Below are 25,532 nucleotides of genomic sequence, written 5' to 3'. Positions count from 1 at the left end.
CCGAAGGCGCGTGCCGTGGATATTTACCTGCCGATCGCCGAAGTCTCGGTGAACTGGCCGCTCCTGGTCATGCTGGGGGCGCTGGTCGGATTCGTGTCCGGCCTGTTCGGCATTGGCGGCGGCTTCCTGATGGCGCCGGTGCTGGTGTTTCTGGGCATTCCGCCGACGGTGGCGGTGGCCAGCCAGGCCAGCCACGTCGTCGCGTCCTCGACCTCGGGCGTGATCCGTTATTCCGGGATGGGCGCGGTCGACTACCGTATCGGCGGCATCATGGCCGTGGGCGGCGCCTTGGGCGCGCTCGTGGGCGTCGAACTGTTCCGCTACCTGCGGCTGCTCGGTCAGGCCGATCTGGTGGTGTCGCTGTCCTATCTGCTGTTCCTCGGCTCTATCGGCGGCATGATGCTGTACGAGAGCCTGACGCAGATCCTGCACCGCGTCCGGGGCGAGACGCCGCCGCGCAAGGAGCGTCGTCGCCCGATGTGGCTGTACGGCCTGCCGTTCAGGATGCGTTTCCCGCGCTCGGGCCTGTACATCAGCGCCATTCCGCCGTTCGGCCTGGGCGTGTTCGCGGGCGTCCTGTCGGCCATCATGGGGGTGGGGGGCGGCTTCATCCTGGTGCCGGCCATGCTCTATGTGCTGCGCATGAGGGCCAGCGTGGTGGTCGGCACCAGCCTGTTCCAGATCATCATCACCACAGCCATCACCACTGTGCTTCAGGCCGGGCGCAACCAGACGGTGGACATCGTCCTGTCGACCATCCTGCTGCTGGGCGGGGTGGTGGGGGCCCAATACGGCGCCAAGCTGTCGGGCCGGTTCCGCGCCGAAGAGATGCGGGCGGCCCTGGGCCTGATCGTCCTTCTGGTCGGCATCCAGATGGGGCTGGAGTTGTTCGTGCGGCCCAGCGACCTGTTCCTGCTGGCGCCAGGGGTGGCGGACTGATGTTCCAGGTCCTGCCGCCCGAGCCGCCGCCGCAGGCTGCGCCGGAGATCATCATCGAACGCTCGGCCGCCACCACCGAGGAGGTGCGCGTCGCCGCCGCCCTGACCGACGCGCGGGTGGATGTGGACTCAGGCTTCAAGGGCGCGTCGATCGTTCTTTATGGGGCCGTGTTCAACCCCAGCGCCACCCCGGCCGACGTGGTGGTGGTGGTGCGCGGGCCCGACGCCCCGGTCCGCCTGGTCAAGAAGACGCGCAACATGGGGGTCTGGCTGAACAGCCGCCCGGTGCTGTTCGAGGGCGCGCCCGGCTTCTACATGACCGCCTCGACGCGGCCCCTCAGCGACATCGCCGACTTCGGCCAGTTGCGCCGTCTGGGCGTGGGAGTCGACCACCTGCGCATCGACGCGCCGGAAGAGGCCCGCACCGTCACCCGCTACGGCGTGCGCGACGTGGTCATCAGTCGCCTGGGCGAAGACTATCTGGACTGGCGCCGCGCCGTGATCCGGCTGAAGGAGGCGGCGGCCCTCTACGATACCGATCCCAAGGGCGTGCAGTTCGTCGACCGGGGCCTGTTCCGCGCCGAGGTCAAACTGCCCGCCGTGGCGCCGACCGGAAAATACTACGCCGAGGTCTGGTTGTTTCAGGAGGGGGCGGCGGTGTCGGTGTCCAACCTGACCCTGACCGTCGAGAAGGTGGGGCTGGAGCGCGACATCTATGAGTTCGCCCATCGGAGGCCGTGGAGCTACGGCGTGCTGTGCGTGTTGCTGGCGGCGCTGACGGGCTATGCGGCGTCGCGGGTGTTCCGGAGTCGGTAAACTCCTTCCGCTCATCCCGGCGGACGCCCGGATCCAGTCCTTTGGCTGCATCCGTGCGCGTGGAAATCTTAGCCTTCTTCAAAGGCGGAGCGCGTGGCTCTCACTGGATCCCGGCGTCCGCCGGGATGAGCGGGAAATAGGGCAAGGCGCTCAAGCAGCGAGCGACCGCGTTGCGAGCGATAGCGCCCCTAGAAAGAACGCGCTCAAGCAGCGAGCGACCGCGTCGCGAGCGTAGCGCAAAAAGAAAGGGCGGCCCGCGAAGGCCGCCCTTTCCGGTTCACTCTGTATATGAGGCTCAGGCCGCCTTCGTCTGCGGCGCGAAGCGGCCGTAGAAGGTCTCGTCCTTGGCGGCCATGTCGCGCAGAAGCTGCGGGACCTTGAAGCGGTCGCCGTATTTGGCGGCCAGGTTGTCGGCCTTGGCCACGAAGGCCTTCAGGCCGGTCTGGTCCATGAAGGTGATGGGGCCGCCGGTCCAGGGCGCGAAGCCCCAGCCCAGGATGGCGCCCAGGTCGCCTTCGCGCGGGTCGTCGATGACGCCTTCTTCCCAGCAGCGGGCCACTTCGACCGCCTGGCGATACAGCAGGCGGGTCTTCAGCTCGTCGATAGCGGCCAGCGCCTCAGGGCTTTCGCCGAGTTCGGCGCCCTTGGTGGTCGGGGCCAGGTCGTAGAGGCCCGGCCAGATGACCTTGGGCTTGCTGTCGTAGTCGTAGAAGCCCTTGCCGTTCTTGCGGCCGTAGCGGCCCTGTTCGACCATGGTGGCGACGATCTGCTCGCCCTCGGTCGGGACGTATTTGTCGCCCAGATCCTCGCGGGTCTGTTTGGCGATCTTGTACGACAGGTCCAGGGCCACGTCGTCGTGCATCTCCAGCGGGCCGCGCGGCATGCCGGTCATGCGGCCGACGTTGTCGATCAGCACGGGCGAATAGCCCTCTTCCAGCATGGCCATGCCTTCCATCAGGAAGGTCGAGAAGCAGCGCGAGGTGTAGAAGCCGCGGCTGTCGTTGACGACGATCGGCGTCTTCTTGATCTTCAGGACATAGTCCAGCGCCTTGGCCAGGGCCGCGTCGCCGGTCTTTTCGCCCATGATGATCTCGACCAGCATCATCTTGTCGACGGGCGAGAAGAAGTGGATGCCGATGAAGTCCTCGGGCCGGACGCTGGCCTCGGCCAGGCCGGTGATCGGCAGCGTCGAGGTGTTGGAGCCGAACACGGCGCCCTCAGCCAGTTGAGCCTCGGCGCGCTTGGTGACGTCGGCCTTGATCTCGCGGTTCTCGAACACGGCCTCGATGACCAGGTCCGAGCCCTTGATCAGGTCATAGTCCGTCGTCGCCGTGACCAGAGCCAGGGTGGCGTCGAACTTCTCCTGGGTCATTTGACCGCGCGACAGGCGTTTCTTCAGCAGTTCCTCGACGTGGGCCTTGCCCTTGTCGGCGGCCTCCTGCGTCTGGTCGATCAGCACGGTCTCGATGCCGGCCATGACCTGCACATAGGCGATGCCGGCGCCCATCATGCCCGCGCCCAGGACGCTGACTTTCTTGGGGTCGGACTTGGGCACGCCCGCCGGACGCACGGCGCCCTTGTCCAGTTCCTGCTTGGATAGGAACAGGCTGCGGATCATGGCCTGGGCCTGCGGCGTCATCAGGGTCTTGATGAAGTAGCGCGTCTCGATGCGCAGGCCCGCTTCGATCGGCACCTGCACGCCCTCATAGACGGCCTTCATCATGTTCAGCACGGCCGGGTAGTTGCCGTAGGACTGCTTGCGCAGGATGGCGTTGCCCATGATGAAGACCTGGGCGCCCGCCGGGTGGTATGGGCCGCCGCCGGGAATCTTGAACTTGGGATCGTCCCACGGCTGGACGGCCTTGCCGCCGTTCTTGATCCAGGCCTTGGCGGCCTCGACCGACTGGCCCTTCTCGACGACCTCGTGGACGACGCCGGCGCCCTTGGCGTCGTTCGGGCGCCAGGACTTGCCCTCGGCCATCTGCATCAGGGCGTTCTGAACGCCGATCAGGCGTGTCAGACGCTGGGTGCCGCCGCCGCCGGGGAAGAGGCCGACCTTGATCTCGGGCAGGCCCAGCTGAATCTTCGGGTCGTTCTCGACCACGCGATAGTGGCAGGCCAGGGTGAACTCCAGCCCGCCGCCCAGCGCCAGGCCGTTGATGGCCGCCGCCACCGGCTTGCCCGAGGTCTCCAGCGCGCGGAACGCGCCGTTCAGCGCCCAGCCGGTGTCGAACGCCTTCTGCAGGTCGCCGCCGCCGGCCAGCATGCCCGAGGCCATGTCGCCGAGGTCAGCGCCAGCGCAGAAGCCGGTGGTCTTGCCCGAGGTCAGGACCACGCCCTTGATGGCGTCGTCGGTCTTGATCTTCTCCACCAGAGCCGGGATCTCGGCAATGACGGCGCTGGTCAGGGTGTTCATCGAACGGCCCGGCACGTCGAAGGCGACTGTGGCGATGCCGTCGGCGTCGATGTCGATCTTGAAGTTTTCCATGGTCATAAGCTCCCGGATCAGACGCGTTCGATGACGGTGGCGGTGCCCATGCCGCCGCCGATGCACAGGGTGGCCAGGGCCGTCGACTTGTCAGAGCGCTCCAGCTCGTCCAGCACCGTGCCCAGGATCATGGCGCCGGTGGCGCCCAGCGGGTGGCCCATGGCGATGGCGCCGCCGCAGACGTTGATCTTGTCGTGCGGGATGTCGAGCGCCTGCATGTAGCGCAGCACCACGGCCGCGAAGGCCTCGTTCAGTTCGTACAGGTCGATGTCGCCCGGCTGCATGCCCAGCTTGCCCAGCAGCTTGCGGGTCACCGGCTCCGGCCCGGTCAGCATGATCGACGGCTCAGAACCGATGGAGGCGCCGCCCAGGATTTTCGCGCGCGGCTTCAGGCCCAGCGCCTCGCCCATCTCCTTGGTGCCGATCAGCACGCCCGCGGCGCCGTCGACGATGCCGGACGAGTTGCCCGGCGTGTGGACGTGGTTGACGCTGGCGACCTCGGGGTAGCGCTGGCCGATCACGGCGTCGAAACCCATGCCGCCCATCATGACGAAGGAGGGATTGAGCCCGCCCAGGGTCTGCATGTCCGTGTTCGGACGGATGGTCTCGTCGCGGTCCAGCTGGGTCAGGCCGAGCTGGTTCTTGACCGCGATTACCGACTTGTCGAAGCGGCGCTCGGCCCACGACTTGGCGGCGCGCTTGTGGCTTTCGACCGAATAGGCGTCCACGTCGTCGCGGCTGAAGCCGTATTTGGTGGCGATCATGTCGGCCGAGACGCCCTGCGGCACGAAATAGGTCGGGAAGGCCGACGAGGGGTCGGTCGGCCAGGCCCCGCCGTCCGAGCCCATCGGCACCCGGCTCATGGCTTCCACGCCGCCGCCGACGGCCATGCCCGCCTCGCCCGACTTCACCTTGGCGGCGGCCACGTTCACGGCCTCCAGGCCCGAGGCGCAGAAGCGGTTGATCTGAAAGCCCGCCGTCGCCTGGTCCCAGCCGGCGGCCAGGACCGCGGTGCGGGCGATGTCGGCGCCCTGTTCGCCCACCGGCGAGACGCAGCCGAGGATCACGTCGTCGACCTTGGCGGTGTCCAGGCCGTTGCGGTCGCGCAGCGCCTCCAGCACCTGGCTGGCCAGGCTCAGCGCAGTGATCTCGTGCAGGCTGCCGTCCTTCTTGCCCTTGCCGCGCGGGGTGCGCACGGCGTCGTAGATATAGGCGTCGGCCATGGAGCGTCTCTCTTTGTTGGGTCCCTAGCGCTCGCCGCGCGGCGGCGAGCTGCTTGAAGGACGGGTTAGGCGTCTTAGGGCCTGCGCGACGGACGGAAAAATCCGATCGTCCCGTGTGGCGTGGAAACTCGATCCGTTAGAAAGCCGACGTTTACGTCAACGTCAAGTAACAAGGCGCGTGAGGTCGCCGGATGTGAAAAGGGCGGGCCGTCGTGCGCGGCCCGCCCTGTCTTCTCCGCCTCAGCGGCGCGCCAGCCGCACCAGCTTGCCGTTCTCTTCGTCTGTCACGACCCAGACAGCGCCGTCGGGCCCGACGGCCACGTCGCGGATCCGTTCGCCGAGACCGGTCAGCAGGCGCTCCTCGCCGACCACGCGGCCGTCCTGCAGCACCAGACGGACCAGATGCTTGCCCCCAAGGCCGCCGATCAGGGCGTTGCCCTTCCAGCCCGGGAACATGGCGCCGTCGTAGAAGACCATGCCGCCTGGCGCGATCACCGGGTCCCAGTAGTAGACGGGCTGGACGGTGCCGTCTTTCGTCGTCGTCGCGCCAGGGATGGCGTCGCCACTGTATTCGATGCCGTAGGCCGCGCCGGGCCAGCCGAAGTTGGCGCCGGCCTTCTCCAGGTTCAGTTCGTCGCCGCCGCGCGTGCCGTGCTCGATGCTCCAGACCGCGCCGGTCTCCGGCTGGACGGCGATGCCCTGAGGGTTGCGGTGGCCGTAGGACCAGATCTCGGGCAGGGCGTCGTCGCGGCCGACGAAGGGGTTGTCGGACGGGACCGAGCCGTCGGCGTTGATGCGGATGACCTTGCCGTGGTGCGAGGCCAGGCTCTGGGCCGTCGGCCGCATCGGCTTATCCGAGCGCTCGCCGATGGTGATGTACAGCTTGCCGTCCGGCCCGAAGACCAGGGAGGAGCCGAAATGCTTGTCGCCGTCGTAGGTGTCCTTGACCTGGAAGACGACCTGTACGTTCTCGACGCGGCTCAGGTCGTGTGACAGGCGGCCGCGCGCCACGGCCGTGCCGTTGCCGCCGTTCCGCGGCTGGGCGTAGGACCAGTAGATCATCCGGTCCTGAGCGAAGGTCGGGCTCAGGATGACGTCCAGCAGGCCGCCCTGGCCGCGCGCCGCCACGGCGGGCAGGCCGCTGATCGTGGCGCCGATCCGGCCCTGGGCGCTGACGACGCGCATGCGGCCGGGCCGTTCGGTCACCAGCCACTGGCCGTCCGGCAGCAGGGCCAGACCCCAGGGGTGCTCCAGTCCCTCGGCGACGACCGCGTGCTCCATGGCCGCCGTGGTGCTGACTGACGGGGCGCGGGTCTGGCCTTCGTGCGCGGGCTTCTGATCCGGGTTGTTGGGCGGGCGCGTCTCAACCGGAGCGCCGGTCGCGGCGGACGTCTGCGGCTCATCCTGCCCATTGGCCCCGCAGGCGGCGAGAGCGAGGACAGCGGCGGAAACGGCGAAGAGGGCGGGGCGCATGGCGGCTCCTGAACAGCGTGGCTTTGGATAGCGAAGATGCAGGCTTGCAGCGCATTACGCGAGCCGAAAGACGCCGCGACCGATGGTCCTGCGCGAAATCCGCACCGAACCGGCTTGAACCGAACGGAAGGCGGCGATATACGCACCCCTCTCGCGCCCGGGGTCGTTTCGATCCGGCGAGAGGCTCCGTATGGGGTTGGGTAGCTCAGATGGTTAGAGCGGTGGATTCATAACCCACAGGTCGGCGGTTCGATCCCGCCTCCAACCACCACGGACTTTCTTGACATCAAGGACTTAGGCGGGCGCTCCAAGCCAGGGCGCAGGACCGCCATTAGGGCATTCGGGGATCGGCGAGCGACTTTTTCGCAGAGGCCGCCCCGGCTCTTGCGGCGCGACGCCGCACCTTCAAGGTCCGTCGTACCTGATCGAGCGCCGCGGTCTGCAGAATTGACAAGGCCCGCCTCCATAGGGGGGCGGGCCTCGATGCGCCGGTGAACCGGTGCGTTCGCTTATGCGGCCTGGAGTTGGCCCGCCGAAGCCTTGCCGGAGCGCTGGTCGTGCTCCAGCTCATACGACAGCGCTTGGCCTTCGTTCAGCCCGGTGAGGCCGGCCCGCTCAACGGCGGAAATGTGAACAAAGACGTCGCCGCCGCCAGCGTCAGGCGCGATGAAACCGAAACCCTTGGTGGGGTTGAACCACTTAACAATACCAGTAGCCATTTCCATGACCTCCGAAAAAGGTTGCCCAGAGGAAAGGTCCTGAGGGCTGTCGGGTCTAAGGAAACGAAAAATCTCGATGCGTCGCAAAGAAATAGGGCGTTACGCAGAGATATCGACATCCGCAGGGTGAACGAGCGCGCCATCATATGCAAGCATAAGGATTGATTATTTTATCATCCGTTCGAATACCCTTTTATTTCCGTGATTTCGGAAACTTCTTATCTTGAGCCCCTTGCGGTTTCGGTGAGCGTCTCCCACTTGGATAACGAGCCTAGGCTCATTAGGCCCGTCTGAGTCCCAATGCGGCAGACGGGTTTTCTTATGCCCGTCAGCCAGGCCTGGGCGGAAGTCCAGGCGGCGGCGGGCGCTCAGCCTGTGTCTGCGATCTTGCGATGGAAACGGCGCGCGATAATCGCGGCACGCGCGTGGGGTTGCTCTAGGCTGCGTGAAGGCCGTCGAACGGCGCGGCATGCGCAGGGGCGGGGCCGGCCCCGTCACCCCTCCAAGCGCTCTTTTTTGCTTTTCGCCGCGTCCGACAGCGGGCGTCTCGCTTCCGGATATCGGATTGCGGCTGGTTCGACGTGGGCGGCGCGCGGGCTTTGAGGTTTGCGCCTCAGTCCTGCCGAAGCCGCGATGCGCCGGTCATCTTGCACAGATAGTCGGTCTGGGGGCGGCCCGTCTGCATGCCGCTTGGGGTCAGGATGCCGCCGCGCGCCACGCATTCGGCGTCGAGCTTGGTCATTTCTTCCTGATAGGTCGGCAAGCCTCGGCCGGTGGCGCACCCGGCCAGGGCTAGAGGGGCCGCGAGGACGGCGATGAGCAATAGCGGCGGACGCATGGGGGTCTCCTTGGATGCAGCCTTAGGGCGTCAGGGCCGAGGGTTCCGCAAACGCCTGCGGGGGGCAAGCGCAAAGCCGGTTCGTGACAGATTTAACCAGTCAGAAGGCCGAGATGTTCCAGAAGAATCTTGCTGCCTAGAGCGATCAGGGCCAGGCCGCCGAGCAGTTCGGCGACCCTGCCCAGGCGCGTTCCGGCCGCCTTGCCGATCAACAGGCCGAGGCTCGCCATGACGAAGGTGGTGAAGCCGATGCACAAGGCGATCAGCCAGATATTGGCTTCCAGCAGAGCCAGGCCCACGCCTACGGCGCCCGCGTCGATCGAGGTGCCCACGGCGGTCGCGATCAGGGCCAGCAAACCGCGCGACGCCGTCTTGCCGACGGGAACGGTGGCCTCGGCCGCATCCTCGTCGCGCTTCAGCGCCTCCCAGATCATCCGGGCGCCGACCGCGCCCAGCAGGCCGAAGGCGATCCAGTGGTCGACCGCCTCGACGAAGCCTGCGGCCGCCACGCCCAGGACGAAGCCGATCAGGGGCGTGATCGCCTCGACCACGCCGAACACCAGGCCGGAGCGCAGGGCTTGGGGCAAGGTTGGGCGATGTTGAGCGCCTCGGCCGATGGCGGCGGCGAAGGCGTCGGCGGACATGCTGAGGGACAGCACCGCAACGGCGAACGGGGACATCATGATCAAGACGGGAACTCGGCCGGGCGTACGACAGCACGCTCCACGCGCGGGCCGGCCCCACGTGTGCAGCATGCTGGTCTCGCTAGGCGGAGGTTGATCCGCTGATCGCGCCATGCCCTTGCAGGCAAGTATGTTGACGCGATCCCGACTGGGATATGCCGGAAGCTACTCCCCAACGGCCGCCCCTCTAGCGCCTCGTTCGGCGTCTATCAAGCCGGCCATGGCCAAAGGCGACAAGACGCCCCATCTGTGCTAGACGCCGCCGCCTCAACTCTTCGCCGCAGGACATCCGCCCTTGAGCATCACGCTCGATCTTTCGCGCGCCAGCGCTTCAGCCACGACGCCTGTCAACCTCAGCGGTTTGACGCGCGACGAACTGCGCCAGGCTCTGATCGACGCCGGGATTTGCCCGCCGGAGAAGGCCCGGATGCGCGCTTCGCAAGTGTGGCGCTGGATCCACCACTACGGCGTGACCGACTTCGCCCTGATGAGCGATGTGGCCAAGGACACCCGCGCGGCGCTGGCCGAGGCCTTCACCCTGGCCCGTCCCGAGATCGTCGAGCGCCAGGTGTCCAAGGACGGCACGCGCAAGTGGCTGATCCGCATGGCGCCGGGCATCGAGGTCGAGACCGTCTACATCCCGGACGTGGGCCGGGCCGGGGCCCTGTGCGTCTCGTCCCAGGTCGGCTGCACCCTGAACTGCACCTTCTGCCACACCGGCACGCAGAAGCTGGTCCGCAACCTGACCACGGCCGAGATCGTGGCTCAGGTCCAGGTGGCCCGCGACGACCTGGACGAGTGGCCCTCGCCCAAGGAAGACCGTCGCCTGTCCAACATCGTCTTCATGGGCATGGGCGAGCCGCTCTACAATCTGGACCACGTGGCCAACGCCATCGACATCATCTCCGACAACGAGGGCATCGCTCTGTCGCGGCGGCGGATCACGGTGTCGACCTCGGGCGTCGTGCCGCAGCTGAACGCCCTAGGCGAGCGCACGGCGGCCATGCTGGCCATCAGCCTGCACGCCACCAACGATCCCTTGCGCGACCAGCTGGTGCCGCTGAACAAGAAGTATCCGCTGGATCAGCTAATGGCCGCCATCCGCGCCTATCCCGGCCTGTCCAACGCGCGCCGGGTGACGTTCGAATACGTCATGCTGAAGGGCGTCAACGACAGCCCCGCCGAGGCGCGCGCCCTGATCAAGCTGATCGAGGGCATCCCGTCCAAGGTGAACCTGATCCCGTTCAACCCCTGGCCCGGCACCGACTATCAGTGCTCGGACTGGAAGACGATCGAGACCTTCGCCGCCATCCTGAACAAGGCCGGCTACGCTTCGCCCATCCGCACGCCGCGCGGGCGCGACATCCTGGCCGCCTGCGGCCAGCTGAAGTCCGAGAGCGAGAAGCTGCGGGCCTCGGCGCGTCTGAAGGCGGAGCGCGAAGCGGTCGACGCCGCCTGAGGCCGCTGACCGTCTGGTTGGACGCTTTGTCCGCCGAGTGTGGCGCGGGCGCCCTAGCGGAAGGCTCAAGCTTTCGGGCAAGAATGTTTTGGTTTCGTTCCCCTTCAGATCGGGAGGCTAGGGTTCGTCGTCATGGAGACCTCGTCGTTGCCGGGCGTGCTGTCGACGCCTGAACTCCAGGCTTTTGCGACGGGCTTTCCGATCCTGATGCTGCATCTGGCGGTGACCTTCGGACTCTTGGCCGCAGGGGCTGCGGTCTACGCCCTGCTGACGCCGTGGCGCGAGATCGCCCTGATCCGCCAAGGCAATCCAGCGGCCGCCGTGGCCTTCGCCGGGGTGCTGGTCGGGCTGGCCATTCCGCTGGCTGTGTCCTTGTCGGTGTCGACCTCGATCCGCGACATCGCCATCTGGGGCGTGGCGACGGTGGTGCTGCAACTGCTGGCCTTCCGCGTCGTCGACTTCCTGCTGCACGGCCTGCCGCAACGGATCGAGAAGGGCGAGGTGTCCGCCGCCGTGGTCCTGGCCGGGGCCAAGCTGTCGACCGCCCTGATCCTGGCGGCCGCCCTGACGGGCTGAGGGGACGGCATTGCGCTTTCCCCACCTTCCGGACTGGACCATCTACGCCGCCGTCATCGGGGTGATCCTGATCGCTTCGCTGAGCCGGGGCGAGCGCGCGGACGCCCCTCACGATCAGCATGAGGATGATGCGTCCGGCCCCTTGCTGGGGCCGATCACTCCCTTCGACCCTTCCGTCACCGTGGATACGTCCGACGAGCATGAGCCCGTGTCGGGCACGGCCTTCTCCATCGCCGGGGACGGTCGCTGGATAACCGCCCGCCATGTGGTCGAGGGCTGCCGCAAGCCCGCTTTGGTGATCGACAAGACCCGGGCTCTGGCGGCTGACGTGCGGCTGGCGGCGCGGGCGGACGTGGCCCTGTTGCTGACCGACGGGGGGCCGCCCGCCCTGCCGATCGCGCCCGAGGCGCCGCTCTACAAGGGCCAGCGCGCCTTCCACCCCGGCTTCCCGCAGGGCCGGCCGGGCGAGGTCGCCTCGCGCCTGATCGGTCGCGAAACGCTTAAAATTCGTGGCCACCGCTCCTATGACGAGCCGGTGCTGGCCTGGGCCGAGGCCGGGCGCACACGGGGACTAAAGGGCACGCTGTCGGGCTTGTCGGGCGCGCCGGTGCTGGACCGACGCGGCCGGGTGCTGGGCGTGACCATCGCCGAGTCGCCCCGTCGCGGCCGCATCTACACCACGGCGCCCGACACCTTCGTGCCTGCGGTCGGCGCCCAGCAGCGCGCCGACGAGGCGGCCCTGGGCCAGGCGGTGACGACCCAGAACTACGGCGCCGTCTCCGACCGCCTGCGCCAGGACCTGCGCGTCGCCCAGGTGGTGTGTCTGACGACGTGAATGGAGCCTAGCGCGGCGCGCCGTGATCCTTGACCCATTTCGCCTTGGCGGTGTCGATGTCGGCGCGGGGAAGTTGAGACAGGGGCTTGGCGAACTGCCTCAGAATGATCGCGGCATTGGCGTCGCCGCCTTCTGCGGCTAGCTCGACATAGGCCGCGCCCTTGACCGGGTCGCTGGCGCCGCCCTCGCCGACCAGTATCATCATGCCCAAACCACGCAGGGCGTGGGCCGAGCCGTTTTCGGCCGCGCGCGCATACCAGAGGCGGGCCTCGGCGGGGTCGGGCGCCACGCCCTGTCCCACGGCCAGCATGACCGCCAATGAAATCATGCCGCTTTCGAGATTCTGTTCCGCCGCCTGACGAACGTAACGGTAGGCCGTCGCGACCTCGGAAGGCGCCCCGCCGTCCAGCAGCAGCATACCGAGATTCCATTGGGCGCGCGGATCGCCGCTGTCCGCAGCAAGGCTCAGGTGTGTGCGAGCGGCGGCGACGTCGACCGGCACGCCCAGCCGTCCTGATAGGCGCGTCCCAGCAGGAACTGCGCGTCGACATTGCCGGGGTCCGCCCTGACGGCCGTCTGTATCAGCCGGGTTCCCTTTTTCAGATCCTGTTGGACTCCCGCGCCGAAGAGATAGGCCCGCCCCAGCGGATAGGCGGCGGCCGGCCGATACTTCGCGTCCAGACCTTCGAGCCAGCCGATGGCTTCCGCATCGTCGGCAGGGTCGTCGTTCATCAATCGTCGCAGGCCGATGTTCAGGCGGGCGTTCTGCGACCCGTCCCGCAGAGCCTGCGCCCAGAGGCGTTCTGACCGTTCGGGGTCGGCCCCGGTAAATTCCAGCGCGGAAGCCAGGGAAGCCGCCGCCTCAGGATCGCCGGCGGCGACCAGAGGCTCCAGTGCGGCCGCGGCTGCAGAGGGATCGGTCCGGAGCAACTCCAGGGCGTCGCTCAGAGGGTCCAGCGCCGACGAGTGCGCCTGTACGGGCGAACAGGTCAGCCAGATCGTGCCGACCGCCAGCAGGGCGACGTATCCGGTCTTCAGCATAATGAGGTTCTCCGATTTCCAGCTAGGCCGGAAATCGGAGCCCGTGGCAAGTCGGCCTACTTCAGCGTCGCGCTGTCCAGGTTCAGTTCGCTCAGGGGAATGACCTCGACGTTGGGGTATTTCGCTCGCAGGCCGTCGATGAACTTGGACGCGTCGCCGACGATCACCAGGCTGGCCCGGTCCGTCGGCAGGTGTTCAGCGAAGGCGCTTTCGACCTGTTCGGCGGTGACGGCGCGAACGCGCCCGGCGTAGTCGGCCAGATCGCTCATCGGCAGGTCGTACAGGGCCAGGTTGGCGACCAGGCCGCCCAGGCCGTCCACCGTCTCCAGCGAACGCCCGAAGCCGCCGATCAGGGTGGCGCGGCGGGGCGCGAGTTCGGTCTCGGTCGCCGCCGTGGTCCCCAGCTTGCCGATCTCTTCAAGGATCAGGTCGGCCACCTCGGTCGCCGTCTCGTTCTTGGTCTGGGTCGAGGCCGAGAAGACGCCGGTCTGCTGTTGGGCGCCGACCGACGAGCGGGCGCCGTAGGACAGGCCGCGCTTGATGCGGATTTCCTGGTTCAGGCGTGACGAGAAGCCCCCGCCCAGCAGGGTGTTGCCCAGCGTCAGCGGGAAGTAGTCGGCGTCGGTGCGGCTGATCCCGCGGATGGCGGCGACCACGGCGGCCTGGCCGGCGCCAGGCTGGTCGATGACGACGACGCGCGGGGCCGGCGCCTGACCCGCCTTGTCGATGGCGGCCGGGGCCGGGCCGGCGTCGCGCCAGTCGCCGAAGGCTTCGGCGGCCAGGGCGCGCGCCTCGGCGGAGGTCACGTCGCCCGAGAAGACGAGGGTCGCCTGCGAGGGCCCGAACCGCTCGGCGTGGAAGGCGGCGACGTCGTTGCGCGTCAGGGCGGGGATGCTGGTCACCGTGCCCGAGCCCGGCGCGCCGTAGGGCGCGGCGCCGTACATCACCCTGCCGACCGACTGGGAGGCGATGGAGCCGGGCTGGCTCAACGCCACGCGCAGCCCGTCCAGGGTCTGGGACTGCTGACGCACCAGCTCTTCCTGCGCGAAGGCCGGGTTGCGCACCAGATCGGCCATCAGGGTCAGGGTCTGGCCGAACACGTCCTTGGGCGCATTGGCGTAGACATTGGTGAAGTCGGCGCTCGCCCCCGCGCCGATGTTGGCGCCCAGCTGTTCGATGGCGGTGGCGATTTCCGGCGCCGACTTGGTTGTTGTCCCTTGAGTCAGCAGGTTGGCGGTCATGGAGGCGACGCCGGCCTTGTCAGCCGGGTCATGGGCCGAGCCCGCGTTGAAGTTCAGCCGCGCCGAAACCAGCGGCAGGCCCTTGGTCGGGGCGACCAGCACGCGAAGGCCGTTGTCCAGGCGGAAATCGGCGATGGCCGGGGTGGCGGGCGACACCTCAGGCCCCGGCTCGGGCAGGCGGGCGCGCTCGGCTTCGGGCAGCAGGACGGCGACCGGACCGGCCGGGGCCAGGGCGGCGACCGTCACGGGGGCGTCGACGTTCTTCTTCTGCTCGCTGGGCGCGTTGGCGTCGCTGGCGGGCAGATAGTTGATGGTGATCTGGCGCTGCGGCGTCAGATAGCGGCGGGCCACACGCTGCACGTCGGCGGCGGTGACGGCCTGGATCTCGGCGATCTCGCGGTCGGCGGCCGTCGCGTCGCCGGTCATGATCAGCGCCATGCCCAAGGTGGTGGCGCGGTCGTCGATGCTCTCACGCCCGCGCAGGGCGTTGGCGACCAGCTCGTTCTTGGCCTCGGCCAGTTCGGCGGCGGTGACGGGCTCGTCGCGCAGACGCGCGATTTCGGCTTCGAGCGCCGCCTGGCCGGTCTCGACCGTCTGGCCGTCGGCCATGATGGCGTAGGCGGCCAGATTGCCCGCCTGCTGGGCGAAGTCGGGGTTGGAGCCCGCCTGGGCTGCGATCTGCTTGTCATAGACCAGCGAGCGGTACAGACGGCTGCTCTCGCCGGTCGACAGGATGCCGTCCAGCACCGTCAGAGCCGGGCGGTCGGCGTCCTTATAGGCCACGGTGTTCCAGGCCAGGGCCACGGCGGGCAGGGGCACGTTCGGCGCATAGAAGGTGGCGGTGCGCGGGCCGGCGGGCTCGGGCTCCTTCACGTCATTGGCGGGCATGGGGGTCGACGGTCGCTTCAACGGGGCGAAATACTCATCGACCCAGCCGTCCAACTGCGCCTGATCGAAATTGCCCGCCACGATCAGCATGGCGTTGTCCGGCCGGTAGTAGGTGGCGTGGAAGCGCAGCACGTCGTCCAGCGTCGAGGCGTCCAACTCCTCGATCGAGCCGATGCCCGGACGGCGATAGGGGTGGTCCTGATAGATGGTCTCGGGCGCGAACAAGCCGAACAGGCGGCCGTAGGGGCTGGCCAGAATCCGCTGGCGGTATTCTTCCTTCACCACGTCGCGCTCGGATTCAAAGGTCTTCTGATCGACGACCAGAGAGCCCATGCGGTCCGCCTCGGCGAACAGGATGCGCTGCAGGTGGTTGGCCGGGACGACCTCGTAATAGGCGGTCACGTCGTCGGCGGTGAAGGCGTTGTTCATGCCGCCCACGTCCTCGGTCAGACGGTCGAACGTCTCGGACGGCATGTTCTTCGTCGCCTTGAACAGCAGATGTTCGAACAGGTGGGCGAAGCCCGAGCGGCCCGCCGGATCGTCCTTCGATCCCACGCGATACCAGACCTGGACCGTGACGTTCGAGGTCGAGGCGTCGCGCGCCGTATAGACCTCCATGCCGTTGGCCAGCACCCGCTTGTGGAAGCCCAGCGGCGGCACCTGGAAGCCGCCTTGAGCGGTCGTCGCGGCGGCGGGCGGCGCCTTGGCCCAGGCGGGGGCGGCGGCCGGCAGGCCGAGCAGCAGCGCCGAGGCGCAGGCGGTCAGGATCAGACGATTCTTCATGAGGGCGGCTTTCCAAAGCCCGCGCTCGAAGAAACGGGCGCTGAAAACCTAACAGGACGAAGCGCCGCCGCGCACCTTACGGAGCTGTAATGAAAGCAGGCTTGGCCACAGACCCGCCTCGGGGATGAAAAAGATGTAACTCGGTTATGCCTCGGGACGCTGATATCGGCGAAACAGGACGTTGAGGGACGTCCGCGCGAGGACGCCCATCATGACAAAATACAAGTTCGCGCCCCTTCTGGGGGTGGTTCTGGCCTTGCCCGCTGCCGGGGTTCTGGCGCAGACGCCGTCGCCTGGAACGCAGCCGTCCCAGAGCCGTCCCGTTCAGACTGCGCCGCAGAAGGCGGACAAGGACGATCAGCCCGCCGCCGTGGGCGACGTCGTCGTCAGCGCCCGCGCCAATGACGTGCGGACTTCGATCGACTCCATCAGTTACAGCCTGGCCGACGATCTTCAGGCGGCGACCGGGACGCTGGCCGAGGCCCTGCGCAATGTGCCCTCGGTCGATGTCGATCCTCAGGGCAACGTCTCCCTGCGCGGCGATAGCAATGTCACGCTGTTGGTGGACGGCCGCCCCTCGGCCATCCTGTCGGGACCGAACCGCGCCGATGCGGTGCTGCAACTGCCGGCCGATCGCTACGCCCGCATCGAGGTGATGACCAATCCGTCCGCCGCCTACAGCCCAGAGGGCTCGGGCGGGGTCATCAATCTGATCACCAAGCCGGTTCCGGCGGCGGCCGCCGCCGCCGCCGCCGCTGGGACGCCGGGCGCCGCTGTCACGACCGGATCGCTGCGCGCCAATGTGGGCGATCATGGACGCTGGAACGTCGGGGCCAGCGGCTCGCGCCAGCAGGGCAAGCTGACCCTGACTGGCGATCTCAGCTATCGTCACGACGAGCAGAGCCTGTCCTTCGACCGCCTGCGCGAACAGCTTAACCCGTCCGGCGCGGTGGTCAGCACGACGACCACCGCCCAAAATATTGAATCGACCCAGGACGGCGTCTTCGGCCGCGTCGCCGCCGAATACCGGCTGACGGAAAAAACCATGCTGACCGGCGAGGCGCGCGCCAATCGCTTCGACATCGACAGCGATGTGCGCGGCCTGTTTGAGACGCGCGACGCCTCGGGCGCCCTGACGCGCGCCTATAGCCGCGACGGCTCGGGCGGCTTCGCCATGAAGGGCTGGGGCGTCACCGGACGGGTTCTGCATCAGTTCGATACGTCCGGGCACGAATGGTCGAACGAGCTGCGCTATGATCGCAACGATCAGGAGAACGACTCCCTGGCAGCCAACGTCTTCCGCCTCCCGATACAGCCGACGGTGTATGAGGCCCAGCGCGGCCTGAACGCCCAGGAGACGATCGGCTTCACCAGCGCCTACACCCGGCCGATGGGCGAGGGCGCCAAGCTGCGCGCGGGCTATGAGCTGAACCTCACCAGGCCGGATCAGGATAATGAGGTTCGGCGGGGACCCGCCGAGAACGCCCTCGCCCTTGTTCCCTCACAGAGCAACCGCTTCGAGGCGGAGCAGACGGTCCACGCGCTTTACGCCACCTATGAGCGTCCCTTCGGCGAGAAGCTGTCCGGCCAGTTCGGCTTGCGGCTGGAACAGGCCGACATCGAGGTTGAGGACGTGACCAACGCCGTGCGCGCGTCTCAGGACTATTTCCGCGCCTATCCGACCTTCCACCTGCAGTATCAGCTGACCGAGAGCCAGACCCTGCGCGGCAGCTATTCGCGGCGCATCCAGCGGCCCCAGCCGTCGCAGCTGAATCCCTTCATCATCTATGGCGACCCGCTGAACCTGCGCTCGGGCAACCCGGACCTGGAGCCGCAGGAGACCGACAGCTTCGAGGCCATGTGGCAGATGCGGCGGGGTCAGAGCTTCTATCAGGCCACGGCTTATTTCCGCGACACGACCAAGGCCTTTACCGAGGTGGCGACCGACGTGGGCGGCGGCGTCCTGCTGACCCGGCCCGAGAACCTGGGCGCCCGCCGCGATCTGGGGATCGAGCTGACTGCCAGCGGCCGCCTGCACCCCACCTTGCGCTACAACGCCAGCGTCAACGCCTTCCGTCAGGAGATCGACGCGGCCGGCATCCCCGGCGGCCGCGACCGCGAGGGCGAGATGGTGACCGGTCGCCTCAGCCTGAACTGGCAGGCGACGCCCAAGGACTTCGTTCAGCTGATGGGCTTCTGGCAGGGCGATCAGCTGCTGGCGCAAGGCCAGCGCGAGAGCGGCGGCATGCTGAACTTCGGCTACCGCCGCAAGCTGAACGACACCCTGTCGCTGCAGTTCACGGCCCGCGACCTGCTAAACTCCTTCGGCGGCGCCACCACCTATGACACGCCCCAGTTCCGCGAGCGCCTCGACCAGGACCTGAACCTGCGCGCCTTCTACCTAGGCCTGAGCTGGTCCTTCGGCGGGCCGCGCCGCCAGCCCGAGCAGTTCGACTTCTCGACCGGCCCGACCGGCGGCTAAGGCCTGTCGCCGGACTGCGCCTGACGCCCGTCGCCCCCGTGGCGGCGGGCGTTCTCGCTTGGGCCCTTGCGTGTCTGATCGGCCACACCCACCTCCTTTGCGACAGCTCAAGGCGTCGCTTCAGATAAGGGCGCATTGAGTTCAACTCCGCCTCCTGAGGGGAAACCGAACGCCATGAATCTCGACCTCTATTCCGACCGCGCCAAACAGGCTGTCCAGTCCGCCCAGTCGCTGGCCCTGGCCCGCCGCCACCAGCAGTTCGCGCCCGAGCATCTGCTCAAGGTGCTGCTTGAGGAGCGCGACGGTCTGGCCCGCAAGCTGATCGATCAGGCGGGCGGCGATCCCTCCGCCGTCGAACTCGTCACCGAGGGCCTGCTGAAGAGGCGGCCCCAAGTCGAAGGCGGCTCGGGCCAGCTTTACCTCGACGGCGACCTGGCGCGGGTCTTCAGCGCCGCCGAGGAGGCGGCCAAGAAGGCCGGCGACGCCTTCGTCACCACCGAACGCCTGCTGGCCGCCATCGCCAAGGAAGGCGGGGCCGCCGCCGAGGCGCTGAAATCCGCCGGCGTCACGGCCAAGAAGCTGGACGAGGCCGTGACCGAAATCCGCAAGGGCAAGACCGCCGACAGCGCCGGCGCCGAGGACAGCTTCGACGCCCTGAAACGCTACGCCCGCGACCTGACCGAGGCCGCGCGCGACGGCAAGGTCGACCCGGTCATCGGCCGCGACGAGGAAATCCGCCGCACCATTCAGGTGCTGGCCCGCCGCACCAAGAACAACCCCGTCCTGATCGGCGAACCCGGCGTCGGCAAGACCGCCATCGTCGAAGGACTCGCCTTGAGGATCGTCAACGGCGACGTGCCCGAAAGCCTGAAGGACAAGAAGGTGCTGGCGCTGGACATGGGCGCCCTGATCGCCGGGGCCAAGTATCGCGGCGAGTTCGAGGAGCGGCTGAAGGCTGTGCTCAACGAGGTGGCGGCGGCCGAAGGCGGCATCGTCCTGTTCATCGACGAAATGCACACCCTGGTCGGGGCCGGCAAGGGCGACGGGGCCATGGACGCCTCCAACCTGCTCAAGCCCGCCCTGGCGCGCGGCGAACTGCACTGCGTCGGCGCCACCACGCTGGATGAATACCGCAAGCACGTCGAGAAGGACGCGGCCCTGGCTCGTCGCTTCCAGCCGGTCTTCGTCGCCGAGCCGACCGTCGAGGACACGGTGTCGATCCTGCGCGGCCTGAAGGAGAAGTACGAGGTCCACCACGGGGTGCGCATCTCGGACAGCGCCATCGTCGCCGCCGCCACCTTGTCGAACCGCTACATCACCGACCGCTTTCTGCCGGACAAGGCCATCGACCTGATCGACGAGGCCGCCAGCCGCGTGCGCATGGCCGTGGATTCCAAGCCCGAGGCTCTGGATGAAATCGACCGCCGCCTGGTGCAGCTGAAGATCGAGCGCGAGGCTCTGAAGAAGGAGAGCGACAGCGCCTCGAAGCAGCGTCTGGAGAAGCTGGAGGACGAGATCGCCGATCTCGAAGGCCAGTCCGACGACATGACCGCCCGCTGGAAGTCGGAAAAGGCCAAGGTCGGGCAGGGCGCCCAGCTGCGCGAGACCCTGGACCGCCTGCGCGCCGAACTGGCCGCCGCCCAGCGCGCCGGCGACCTGGGTCGCGCCTCAGAGATCGCCTACGGCCAGATCCCGCAACTGGAACGCCAGCTGGCCGAGGCCGAAGCCGCCGAGAAGCCGGCGGAAGGCCCCCTGACCCCCGAGGTCGTCGACGCCGAGCAGATCGCCGCCGTCGTCAGCCGCTGGACCGGCGTCCCCGTCGACAAGATGCTGGAAGGCGAGCGCGAGAAGCTGCTCAAGATGGAGGACGAACTCGGCCGCCGCGTGGTCGGTCAGGACGAGGCGCTGGAAGCCGTGTCCGACGCCGTGCGCCGCGCCCGCGCCGGGCTGAACGACCCCAACAAGCCGCTGGGCAGCTTCCTCTTCCTGGGCCCCACGGGCGTGGGCAAGACCGAGCTGACCAAGGCCCTGGCCGGCTATCTGTTCGACGACGACAACGCCATCACCCGCATCGACATGAGCGAATACATGGAGAAGCACTCGGTCAGCCGCCTGATCGGCGCCCCTCCGGGCTATGTCGGCTATGACGAGGGCGGCGCCCTGACCGAGGCGGTGCGTCGCCGCCCCTATCAGGTCGTCCTGTTCGATGAGGTCGAAAAGGCCCACCCCGACGTTTTCAACGTGCTTCTTCAGGTGCTGGACGACGGCCGCCTGACCGACGGTCAGGGCCGCACCATCGACTTCAAGAACACCCTGATCATCATGACCTCCAACCTGGGCAGCCAGTTTCTGGCCGACCAGCCCGAGGGCGAGGATGTCGAGGTCGTTCGCCCCCTGGTCATGGAGCAGGTCCGCGCCCACTTCCGGCCCGAGTTCCTGAACCGCATCGACGAGATCATCCTGTTCCACCGCCTGGGCCGCGAGCAGATGGGCGGCATCGTCCGCATCCAGCTGGCGCGTCTGGAGAAGCTGATGGCCGACCGCCGCCTGACGCTGGCCCTGGACGACAGCGCCCTGACCTGGCTCGCCGACAAGGGCTACGACCCGGTGTATGGCGCTCGGCCCTTGAAGCGCGTCATCCAGAAGGAGTTGGTCGACCCGATGGCCAAGAAGCTGCTGGCCGGCGAGATCGAGGACGGCAGCGTGGTGGGCGTGTCAGCGGGCGCCGACGGGCTGGAGATCGGGAAGGCGCGGGTGCATTGAGGCTTCGCGGCCCTGGGGCGCGAAAGCGGCCCAGGGCTGGGCGGGCTTGTTGCGCTAGAGTGCAGTCACGCCTTAACGCAGTTCACCAAGAAGCGCTGAAGCGTATCCCATACACTACAAAGATGCTGTCTCGACGGTGATAAGTCGGCGCTATGAATATACTTATTCATCGAGGAGGCTGATAAAACCTCCTCGTTTCGTTGAAATTTTCTGAGAATTTCCTCATACTCATGGTCGATCAGGCCTTGAGCTCGTTGATCGGTAATCGCAGCACGCATTTTCTCAGACCAGGAGGAATTGGAGTGCTTGGTGTCTCCGACGGCGTTCAAATAATAGGTGGCGCTAAATTCTATAAGAACACGGAACAGAACTGAAATTGCGTTTGGTTGCTTGTCTAAGTGTAGGCGAAACTGAAGTTCGTCCCAAATCGCTCTTACCCTCGTTAGTTCCGGCTTTTTGGCAATTCCGAAATTCACGTCGTGAGGGATTAAGTTCTGCCGCTTTGCCGGTTTCGGCTTAGGTTCAGGGTCCGCGGGTTCGTGGTCTGTTGCATCACCATCTCCATCGTCGCCTGATGAGTCGGTTTGTTCGTCCTCGTCGCCCTCGCCCTCTAGCCACTCAGACAAAGGAATGGGGGTTCGAAGCGCAAACTTTAGGCTTGGAAGGATGCTCTCCAGTTCCAACTCGTTGAGATACTTTCCCTTAGCTTCAGCGTCCCAGACGTCGGCGAGCACTCGATCACCAGTGCTCATGTCCTCGTAGATGCGGGTAATGGCCTTCAGAACCGACGCTGGTTCATGGGTAAAGAACAGTTCGTCTTTCTTTAATCTGAGGCCGACACGGTTGCGTTGGGCCTCTCCCGAAAGGAGCCTGTTCACGTTCGAGATCGGCACCTGCCATACGGGGCGAGGGTAGCCTTGCTTTTCGAGAGCGTTATGAAGCTCCCGCGCGATGTTTATTGATCGACCTCGACCAGTTCTTTCGATGAAGTTATGCTTTGCCGTGGGGTCCCATTGGCTCTGCCCAATCCCATTCTGTGAGCCGGTGTGCCGCCTGTAGAGCAACTCGTCGATAACTTCGCCATCTGTCTCAAGTCGGCACTCAACCTTATCGGGAATTTCAGGGTTGGCTGCTGCCAACTCGCTGTAGAATTTCGTCCATTCCGGCGTTGTCGCTCTGCCCGGATTGTTTAGTAACTTGAGAGAAGAAATGCGACGGTTACCGTCATAAATCACCCACCCCTCCGGTTCTTCGCGGATCAGTGGGGGTTCATAGATTCTCTTGGCGGACGCGATATCTGCCGCTAGGCGCCGCATATGGTCGCCCTTATTTTCAAGCAGCCATTTAAGCGCAGCATCTTCGGTGGGGAGCGGCCCGTGGCGGTCATTGGCCCGGTTAACAACCAGGTCGTCGATGTGTTTCAAGACGTAGCTCATCTTGCGCCCCTCCCCAGGCGTATTGACGCTCGCGCAAGTTCGGTCCGGGAGCAAGTCTCGCGCTATTCAGTTGCGTTCGTCTGCTCCCAGCACCGGCATCACCTCCACCTCGTCGCAGACGAAGATGCTCATGTGCGGGTGGCCTTCGAACAGGCGGGCGGCGGCCTCGTGGCTGTCGGCGCGCACGACCATGAAGACGGTCAGCAGGTTGACCATGTCCGTCACGGCGCCGTCGTCGTCGATGCGTTTGGTCGGGCCCAGCGGGCCGCCCTGAAAGACGATGGAGTCGCGGTGCGCCTCTTCCCAGGCGGCGACGGCGGCCACGCCGCGGCGGGCCGTCTCGGCCTGCTCGGCCTCGCTCATGGCGCGCCAGGCCCGCCATTTGGGGCCGGTCTTGTCGCTGGTGAAGACGGCCAGATAGTGGGTCTCGACGCTCATCGCAGCCTCCTGTGCGGCCCGAGCATCACCCCTTCGGGCCGTCTTCGACAAGCGGGGCCGGAGGCTGGCCTCAGCCCTCGGCCAGCAGGTGGTCGATCAGGGCGCGCGCCTCGGGGCCGGCCCAGTCGGCCTCGCCGGTCAGAACGGCGCGGACGCGGCCCTGGCGGTCCATGACGATGGTCTGGGGCATGGCGCCCTTGCCGGGGAACTCAAACGCCAGCTGGAATTTCGGGTCGATGTAGAAGTCCAGCGGCGCGTTTTCGGCGATGAAGGCCCGCGCCTCGTCGGCTGTCTTGTCCAGGTCCATGCTGACGGCGACCACGGCGAAGTCGTTGCGCGCCTTATAGTGGTCGGCTAGGGCCGCCAGCGTCGGCATCTCGATCTTGCACGGGGCGCACCAGGTGGCCCACAGGTTCACCACCGTCACCTTGCCCGCGAAGTCGGCCAGACGGACGTCGGCGCCGTCGGCGGCCTTGAACACATAGTCGGGCGCGGTCGGGGAGGCGGGCGCCTGCAGGGCCGCCAGCGATCCCTTGGCGAAGGCCGCCAGTTGCGGCTCAAGCGGCTGGGCTGCGGCCTGTGCTGCGGCCTGGGCCGCGGCCTGGGCCGCGGGCGGCGCGGACTCTTTGCCTCCGCCCTTCTGATTGACGTATAGCAGCGCCGCGCCCACGCCGATCACGCCGATCACCGCGAACGTCGCCACGCCCGCCCAAGTCCGTCCAGAGCCGCTCATGTCCGATACGCCTTCCAAACCACAGCCAGATACCCCCGCTCAGGGCCAGTCTCTATGGGGCGGACGCTTCAGCGCCAAGCCTGCGGACATCATGCAGGCGATCAACGTCTCCATCGGCGTCGATAAACGCCTGTGGGCGCAGGACCTGGCCGGTTCGCGGGCCCATTGTCGCATGCTGGAGAAACAGGGGATCATCGCGGCTGCGGACGCCCAGGCCATCCTCGGCGGGCTGGACGTGATCGAGGGCGAGATCCGGGACGGGAGCTTCCCCTTCCGCGACGCCTATGAAGACATTCACATGAACGTCGAGGCCCGCCTGTCTGAGCTGATCGGCGAGCCGTCGGGGCGTCTGCACACCGCGCGCAGCCGCAATGATCAGGTGGCGACGGACTTCCGCCTGTGGGTGCGCGACGCCTGCGACCGCACCGTGGCGCAGCTTCAGGATCTGCAGCGGACCCTGCTGGACCGGGCGGAGCAGCATGCGGGCGACCTGATGCCGGGCTTCACCCATCTGCAGACGGCCCAGCCGGTGACGTTCGGCCATCACCTGATGGCCTATGTCGAGATGTTCGGCCGCGACGCCGGGCGCTTCGCCGACGCCCGCGCCCGCATGAACGAGAACCCGCTGGGCGCCGCCGCTCTGGCCGGATCGCCCTTCCCCATCGACCGCCACATGACGGCGCAGGCGCTGGGCTTCGACCGGCCGATGGCGAACTCGCTGGACGCCGTCTCGGATCGCGACTTCGCGCTGGAAAGCCTGGCCGCCGCCTCCATCGCGGCGGGCCACCTGTCGCGTCTGGCCGAAGAGATCGTGGTCTGGATGACGCCGATGTTCGGCTTCGCTGCGCTGCCCGACGACCTGACCACCGGCTCGTCCATCATGCCGCAGAAGCGCAACCCGGACGCCGCCGAACTGGTGCGGGCCAAGACGGGCCGCATCAACGGCGCCCTGATCGCCCTGACCACGGTGATGAAGGGCCTGCCGCTGGCCTATTCCAAGGACATGCAAGAGGACAAGCCGCCGGTGTTCGAGGCCTTTGACGCGCTGGATCTGGCGCTGACGGCCATGACCGCCATGGTCGCCGTGATCCGCCCCAACACCGAGAAGATGGCCGCCGCCGCCGGCGCGGGCTTCTCGACCGCCACCGACCTGGCCGACTGGCTGGTGCGCGAGCTGAACCTGCCTTTCCGTCAGGCGCACCACGTCACCGGCGCCGCCGTGAAACGGGCTGAGGCGCTGGGCCTGGGGCTGGGCGAATTGCCGCTGAGCGAATTGCAGGCGCTGGATGGCCGGATCACCGAAGGGGTGTATGAAGTGCTGACGCCCGAAGCCTCCTGCGCCAGCCGCCAGAGCTTCGGCGGCACGGCGCCGGAACAGGTCCGCGCGCGCATCGCCGACTGGAGAAGCCGCCTGTGACGAAGACGTCTGTGAAGAAGACCCTGATCCTCGCGGGCGCCGCCGCCCTTCTGCTGGCCGGCTGCGGGCGAATGGCCGACCTCGAGCCGCCGCAGGGCGCCATGCCGAAGAAGCAGACCGAGCGCGCTATCCGCGACCGCTCGGCCCCGGGCTTGCCGGAAGAGGCGATGCAGAACCTGCCGCCGCGCCAGATGCCCATCGACAACGGCACGAGCAACCCGTTCGGCAAGCCGCCGCCGATGAATTGAGCCTTCGCGCTCCT

At 67.2% G+C, this 25,532-nt stretch carries 21 protein-coding genes, 1 tRNA gene and 1 riboswitch; of the genes, 10 read left to right on the top strand and 12 right to left on the bottom strand.

Annotated features, from left to right (window positions below; genetic code table 11):
- The first annotated feature begins 15 nt into the window (after nucleotides 1-15).
- On the top strand, nucleotides 16-939 hold the full coding sequence (locus PIB44_RS14875) for a sulfite exporter TauE/SafE family protein (protein WP_025978061.1): 924 nt from the start codon (nucleotides 16-18) through the stop codon (nucleotides 937-939).
- Complete coding sequence (locus PIB44_RS14870; protein WP_025978062.1) at nucleotides 939-1,754, top strand: TIGR02186 family protein; 816 nt, start codon at nucleotides 939-941, stop codon at nucleotides 1,752-1,754. Before PIB44_RS14875 ends, PIB44_RS14870 begins: the two co-directional genes overlap by 1 nt.
- A 295-nt stretch (nucleotides 1,755-2,049) precedes the next feature.
- Here the strand turns inward: PIB44_RS14870 and PIB44_RS14865 are convergent, their stop codons facing one another.
- The 3 genes from PIB44_RS14865 to PIB44_RS14855 all read right to left on the bottom strand — a co-directional run bounded on the left by PIB44_RS14865 (nucleotide 2,050) and on the right by PIB44_RS14855 (nucleotide 6,938).
- Nucleotides 2,050-4,242, bottom strand: coding sequence for a 3-hydroxyacyl-CoA dehydrogenase NAD-binding domain-containing protein (locus tag PIB44_RS14865; protein WP_278069963.1), 2,193 nt, complete (start codon nucleotides 4,240-4,242; stop codon nucleotides 2,050-2,052).
- Between the two features lie 17 nt (nucleotides 4,243-4,259).
- Nucleotides 4,260-5,465 (bottom strand): acetyl-CoA C-acetyltransferase, encoded by a 1,206-nt coding sequence (locus PIB44_RS14860; protein ID WP_278069962.1) that lies wholly within the window; start codon nucleotides 5,463-5,465, stop codon nucleotides 4,260-4,262.
- Nucleotides 5,466-5,705: 240 nt separating this feature from the next.
- Nucleotides 5,706-6,938 carry a PQQ-dependent sugar dehydrogenase gene (locus PIB44_RS14855; protein WP_278069961.1) on the bottom strand — a complete coding sequence of 411 codons (1,233 nt, stop codon included), beginning with the start codon at nucleotides 6,936-6,938 and terminating at the stop codon, nucleotides 5,706-5,708.
- Nucleotides 6,939-7,132: 194 nt separating this feature from the next.
- On the opposite strand from PIB44_RS14855, the gene PIB44_RS14850 reads away from it, so the two are divergent.
- Nucleotides 7,133-7,209: transfer RNA gene (locus PIB44_RS14850), tRNA-Met, on the top strand.
- Between the two features lie 238 nt (nucleotides 7,210-7,447).
- On the opposite strand, the gene PIB44_RS14845 is transcribed toward PIB44_RS14850, so the two are convergent.
- From PIB44_RS14845 to PIB44_RS14835, 3 genes are all read right to left on the bottom strand, one after another.
- On the bottom strand, nucleotides 7,448-7,657 hold the full coding sequence (locus PIB44_RS14845; RefSeq protein WP_025978066.1) for a cold-shock protein: 210 nt from the start codon (nucleotides 7,655-7,657) through the stop codon (nucleotides 7,448-7,450).
- 613 nt (nucleotides 7,658-8,270) lie between these two features.
- Complete coding sequence (locus PIB44_RS14840) at nucleotides 8,271-8,495, bottom strand: hypothetical protein (protein ID WP_278069960.1); 225 nt, start codon at nucleotides 8,493-8,495, stop codon at nucleotides 8,271-8,273.
- Nucleotides 8,496-8,587: 92 nt separating this feature from the next.
- Complete coding sequence (locus PIB44_RS14835; protein WP_278071007.1) at nucleotides 8,588-9,178, bottom strand: manganese efflux pump MntP; 591 nt, start codon at nucleotides 9,176-9,178, stop codon at nucleotides 8,588-8,590.
- A gap of 9 nt (nucleotides 9,179-9,187) precedes the next feature.
- Nucleotides 9,188-9,369, bottom strand: a riboswitch (yybP-ykoY riboswitch).
- Between the two features lie 104 nt (nucleotides 9,370-9,473).
- Here PIB44_RS14835 and rlmN point away from each other — a divergent pair.
- The 3 genes from rlmN (at nucleotide 9,474) to PIB44_RS14820 (ending at nucleotide 12,048) form a co-directional block, all read left to right on the top strand.
- Nucleotides 9,474-10,637: a dual-specificity RNA methyltransferase RlmN gene (gene rlmN / locus PIB44_RS14830; RefSeq protein ID WP_025978069.1), complete on the top strand. Its 1,164-nt coding sequence runs from the start codon at nucleotides 9,474-9,476 to the stop codon at nucleotides 10,635-10,637.
- A gap of 132 nt (nucleotides 10,638-10,769) precedes the next feature.
- Nucleotides 10,770-11,213, top strand: coding sequence for a DUF350 domain-containing protein (locus PIB44_RS14825; protein WP_029972642.1), 444 nt, complete (start codon nucleotides 10,770-10,772; stop codon nucleotides 11,211-11,213).
- 10 nt (nucleotides 11,214-11,223) lie between these two features.
- On the top strand, nucleotides 11,224-12,048 hold the full coding sequence (locus tag PIB44_RS14820; RefSeq protein ID WP_278069959.1) for a S1 family peptidase: 825 nt from the start codon (nucleotides 11,224-11,226) through the stop codon (nucleotides 12,046-12,048).
- Between the two features lie 7 nt (nucleotides 12,049-12,055).
- Here the strand turns inward: PIB44_RS14820 and PIB44_RS14815 are convergent, their stop codons facing one another.
- From PIB44_RS14815 to PIB44_RS14805, 3 genes are read right to left on the bottom strand one after another with little or no spacing between them, the layout of a single operon-like run.
- The gene (locus PIB44_RS14815) at nucleotides 12,056-12,550 is read right to left on the bottom strand and encodes a tetratricopeptide repeat protein (protein WP_278069958.1); all 495 of its coding nucleotides are present in this window, start codon (nucleotides 12,548-12,550) and stop codon (nucleotides 12,056-12,058) included.
- Nucleotides 12,514-13,089 (bottom strand): SEL1-like repeat protein, encoded by a 576-nt coding sequence (locus tag PIB44_RS14810; protein WP_278069957.1) that lies wholly within the window; start codon nucleotides 13,087-13,089, stop codon nucleotides 12,514-12,516. Before PIB44_RS14810 ends, PIB44_RS14815 begins: the two co-directional genes overlap by 37 nt.
- A 56-nt stretch (nucleotides 13,090-13,145) precedes the next feature.
- The gene (locus PIB44_RS14805) at nucleotides 13,146-16,001 is read right to left on the bottom strand and encodes a M16 family metallopeptidase (RefSeq protein WP_278069956.1); all 2,856 of its coding nucleotides are present in this window, start codon (nucleotides 15,999-16,001) and stop codon (nucleotides 13,146-13,148) included.
- 211 nt (nucleotides 16,002-16,212) lie between these two features.
- On the opposite strand from PIB44_RS14805, the gene PIB44_RS14800 reads away from it, so the two are divergent.
- Nucleotides 16,213-18,483: a TonB-dependent receptor domain-containing protein gene (locus PIB44_RS14800; RefSeq protein WP_278069955.1), complete on the top strand. Its 2,271-nt coding sequence runs from the start codon at nucleotides 16,213-16,215 to the stop codon at nucleotides 18,481-18,483.
- A 174-nt stretch (nucleotides 18,484-18,657) separates the two neighbouring features.
- On the top strand, nucleotides 18,658-21,246 hold the full coding sequence (clpB, locus tag PIB44_RS14795) for an ATP-dependent chaperone ClpB (RefSeq protein WP_278069954.1): 2,589 nt from the start codon (nucleotides 18,658-18,660) through the stop codon (nucleotides 21,244-21,246).
- Nucleotides 21,247-21,311: 65 nt separating this feature from the next.
- Here the strand turns inward: clpB and PIB44_RS14790 are convergent, their stop codons facing one another.
- The 3 genes from PIB44_RS14790 to PIB44_RS14780 form a co-directional block, all read right to left on the bottom strand.
- On the bottom strand, nucleotides 21,312-22,670 hold the full coding sequence (locus PIB44_RS14790; protein ID WP_278069953.1) for a hypothetical protein: 1,359 nt from the start codon (nucleotides 22,668-22,670) through the stop codon (nucleotides 21,312-21,314).
- A 78-nt stretch (nucleotides 22,671-22,748) separates the two neighbouring features.
- A complete protein-coding gene (locus tag PIB44_RS14785) occupies nucleotides 22,749-23,120 on the bottom strand; it encodes a YciI family protein (protein ID WP_278069952.1) in 372 nt (123 codons plus the stop codon).
- A gap of 70 nt (nucleotides 23,121-23,190) precedes the next feature.
- On the bottom strand, nucleotides 23,191-23,853 hold the full coding sequence (locus PIB44_RS14780) for a TlpA family protein disulfide reductase (protein WP_278069951.1): 663 nt from the start codon (nucleotides 23,851-23,853) through the stop codon (nucleotides 23,191-23,193).
- On the opposite strand from PIB44_RS14780, the gene argH reads away from it, so the two are divergent.
- Nucleotides 23,852-25,270, top strand: a complete 1,419-nt coding sequence (gene argH / locus PIB44_RS14775; protein ID WP_278069950.1) for an argininosuccinate lyase — start codon at nucleotides 23,852-23,854, stop codon at nucleotides 25,268-25,270. The genes PIB44_RS14780 and argH overlap by 2 nt on opposite strands.
- Nucleotides 25,267-25,518, top strand: coding sequence for an LPS translocon maturation chaperone LptM (lptM, locus tag PIB44_RS14770; protein ID WP_235599170.1), 252 nt, complete (start codon nucleotides 25,267-25,269; stop codon nucleotides 25,516-25,518). Before argH ends, lptM begins: the two co-directional genes overlap by 4 nt.
- Nucleotides 25,519-25,532 lie beyond the last annotated feature (14 nt).

It is taken from the genome of Brevundimonas sanguinis, assembly GCF_029636725.1.
GTDB classification, from domain to species: Bacteria; Pseudomonadota; Alphaproteobacteria; order Caulobacterales; family Caulobacteraceae; genus Brevundimonas; species Brevundimonas sanguinis.
This window is presented reverse-complemented; position numbering and strand designations above follow the sequence as displayed.